This window comes from Aquimarina sp. RZ0 (assembly GCF_008370685.1).
In the GTDB taxonomy this organism is placed as follows: domain Bacteria; phylum Bacteroidota; class Bacteroidia; order Flavobacteriales; family Flavobacteriaceae; genus Aquimarina.
Window position 1 is genome coordinate 1 of record NZ_VTZU01000180.1, and the last position, 2,543, is coordinate 2,543.

Genomic DNA, 2,543 nt, shown 5'->3' on the forward strand with positions numbered 1-2,543 from the left:
TGGTTAATTCGGTTCGATTTGTGCCAATGATTTCGGAGTTATAGTGCCAGTCATTTCGGTTCAAACTGTGCCATTTATATCGGTTCGATTTGTGCCACTACGAGAGATCAAGTAATTACCTTATCGCCAAAATAGCGATATGGCCAACACACTTGATCCGATGGACTTAAAACAAATTATCACATTACATTTAGATGGTTATAGCAACCGTAAAATTGGAGCTACCTTGGGTATTTCTCGTAATACTGTAAACAGCTACATTGGCTTGTTTAAAGGCAGTGATTATTCTTTCAAGGAGTTACTGAGCTTTGATACTACTGGATTAGCCTCTCTTTTTCCTTCCCACACGACCATCAACAACCCTAGATACGATGAGTTGATGCGCTATTTTGAGGGTGTAAATAAGGCTCGTAATCATCCAGGTTTTACATTTCTTTATCATTATGGAGAATATAGTGAGCGCGCAGCCAACCCTTACAGTTATACTCAATTTATGGAGCATTACCGTAGGAAATATACCAAGCAAAAAGGTTCTATGAAACTAGAACATCAAGCTGGTAACGATATGTTTATTGATTATGCAGGTAAAAAACTTCATATCGTAGACAAAACTACAGGAGAGCTTATTGCTGTAGAGGTATTTGTAGCTATCTTACCTAATAGTCAATATACTTATGTAGAAGCTTGCAGCAGTCAAAAACGAGAAGATTTGATTCGTTGCAGTGAAAATGCGTTATATTTTTATGGAGGTGTTCCAAAAGCAATTGTGTCTGATAATCTAAAATCAGCTGTAACCAGATCTAGTAAATATGAAGCTCAGATTAATCGTAGTTTTAAGGATTTTGCCAGACACTATAATTGTGTAATAAACCCTACTCGAAGTTATTCACCTCAGGATAAAGCATTGGTAGAAAATGCAGTTCATCTTGCCTATCAACGTATATACTACCCATTAAGAGAGATGACTTTTTTTTCTTTAGAGGAATTAAACAAAGAAATACGAATTTTATTAGAAAAATATAACAACCTTCTTTTTAAGAGAAAAGAAGCCAGTCGTTTAGAACTCTTCCAATCTGTAGAGCGAGAATATTTAAAACCACTACCTACTAGTAGGTATGAACTTAAAGAATATCGAAGAGCTAAAGTTCAGAAAATAGGGTATATCTATTTTTCTCCGGATAAAACCTATTATAGTGTTCCTTACAGATATATAGGAAGAGAAACTACCATTCATTATACCACTAGCACAGTAGAGGTTTATTATAATCATCAGCGTATTGCGCTACACTCTCGTAATCCATCCAAAGGCTCTTACATTACCAATAAAGAGCATTTGAATAGTACTCATAAACACTATAGTGACTGGAGTCCTGAGTTTTTTAAAAACAAAGCAGCCCAGCATGGCACTCATGTTGCCTCTTGTGTTACGCAAATCATTGCTAGTGTAGACTATCCAGAAATAGGCTATAAAAGAGCGATGGGACTTATCCAATTACATAAATCCTATGGATCAGATCGATTAGATAACGCTTGCAAAAGAGCCTTACAGGCGGATGCTGTAGGGTATAGACGAATCGAGAATATCCTCAAAAATAACCTAGACCAAAGCTCCTTGTTTTTTCAAGATGAACAACAAGAAAAATCACATATCCCAAAACATCAGAATACCCGAGGAGCATCCAATTACAATTAAAATAATGTATCACTTAAATTTTAAACAATGAATACAAATCAAACTATCGAAAAACTAAAAGCAATGCGATTATCTGCAATGGCTGAACTACACTACAACCAATTAAAAGATAATCGGGTAGAGACTCATACAGCCGATTCCTATTTAGCATTGCTTACTGATCATCAATGGGAAGATCGAGAAAACCGAAAGATAGAACGCCTACTACAGCAAGCTTGTTTTAAACAAAAAGCAAACCTAGCAGATATCGACTATACTCAAAACAGAAATCTAGACAAGAATATGTTTGAACGCCTAGCGGCATTAGATTTTATAACTAGAAAAGAAAATATAATCATTACAGGAGCTTCGGGAGTAGGTAAAAGTTATCTAGCTCAAGCTCTAGGACATCAAGCCTGTATGATGCAACATAAAACTATATATGCTAATACTGCTAGACTTCTCAAAAAATTAAAACTGAGTAAAGTAGATGGAACATACCTCAAAGAACTTGCTAAATTACTAAAAGCTGAACTATTAATATTTGATGACTTTGGTTTACAGAGTTTTGATAATCACGCTAGAGAAGCTTTAATGGATATAATAGACGATAGATATAATAAGAAATCAACCATTATTGCATCACAAATACCTGTATCTGCTTGGTACGATATCATTGGTGAAGGAACTATAGCTGACGCTATACTAGATCGAATTGTAAACTCATCACATAGAATAAATCTGGTGGGTGAATCGTTAAGAAAAGGAAAATTAAAAAACCAATAATAATAAAATTTAACTATAATTGCAGTATCTCTCAAAGTGGCACCATTTGACCGAAATAGGTGGCACGGTCACTCCGAAATAGCCA

The 2,543-nt window shown here is 35.2% G+C and carries 2 protein-coding genes; both read left to right on the plus strand.

All coding sequences use genetic code 11. From position 1 onward, the window contains the following. Window positions 1-139: 139 nt before the first annotated feature. Window positions 140-1,693: an IS21 family transposase gene (gene istA, locus F0000_RS27020; protein WP_149627808.1), complete on the plus strand. Its 1,554-nt coding sequence runs from the start codon at window positions 140-142 to the stop codon at window positions 1,691-1,693. Window positions 1,694-1,720: 27 nt separating this feature from the next. Then, complete coding sequence (istB, locus tag F0000_RS27025) at window positions 1,721-2,458, plus strand: IS21-like element helper ATPase IstB (protein ID WP_149627809.1); 738 nt, start codon at window positions 1,721-1,723, stop codon at window positions 2,456-2,458. Window positions 2,459-2,543 lie beyond the last annotated feature (85 nt).

Bases quoted from the DNA above. Each gene is read 5' to 3' on its own strand.
- istB (WP_149627809.1), top strand. From the start codon at position 1,721: ATGAATACAAATCAAACTATCGAAAAACTAAAAGCAATGCGATTATCT.
- istA (WP_149627808.1), top strand. From the start codon at position 140: ATGGCCAACACACTTGATCCGATGGACTTAAAACAAATTATCACATTA.